Annotated in this window: 1 protein-coding gene; it reads right to left on the bottom strand. The window is 39.9% G+C overall.

Annotated features, from left to right (window positions below):
* On the bottom strand, nucleotides 1-459 hold a 459-nt coding region (locus AB9K37_RS00415), incomplete at both ends, for a zonular occludens toxin domain-containing protein (RefSeq protein ID WP_369835095.1).

Here is a 459-nt window from a genome sequence, read left to right as displayed (position 1 = left end):
GCATCACAGCAACAAGCACTGCAATCGTTATATAGGCCTTTGGCAGCTTAAATTTAGCTGTATGCTCATCAGCAGACCAATAGACCCCGTAAAACGATTTATCGCGTGTTACCGTTGTTATTTCGCATGCTTCTCGCGCTGTAGAGTTATCGACATCAAAGTATTTATTTTTCTGAAAACGCTTAAGCTTATCGCCATTATTTGGATTAAAAAAGTGAACGTGTCTATTACACGTAAACCGAATTATCGTATCAACAAACGAACCATGCTGCGTTATTAGATGTATATCAACACCCTTGTGTCGGTGAGTTCTAAACCTATCATAGCTTTCTGGCTTTTTGGCCGCTGAGTTAATTGGTGGAAAAAAGTCTTGGCACTCATCAAAGAACGCAACTGAACCGTTTGGTAAGTTCGGCCAATCACTAGGGTCTAGCATTTTAGTGAAATGATAGTTTAAGA

This window comes from Donghicola sp. XS_ASV15 (assembly GCF_041224595.1).
Classification (GTDB): domain Bacteria; phylum Pseudomonadota; class Alphaproteobacteria; order Rhodobacterales; family Rhodobacteraceae; genus Donghicola.
Note: the sequence above shows the minus strand (reverse complement) of the source record. Positions and strands in the feature narration are given on the sequence as shown.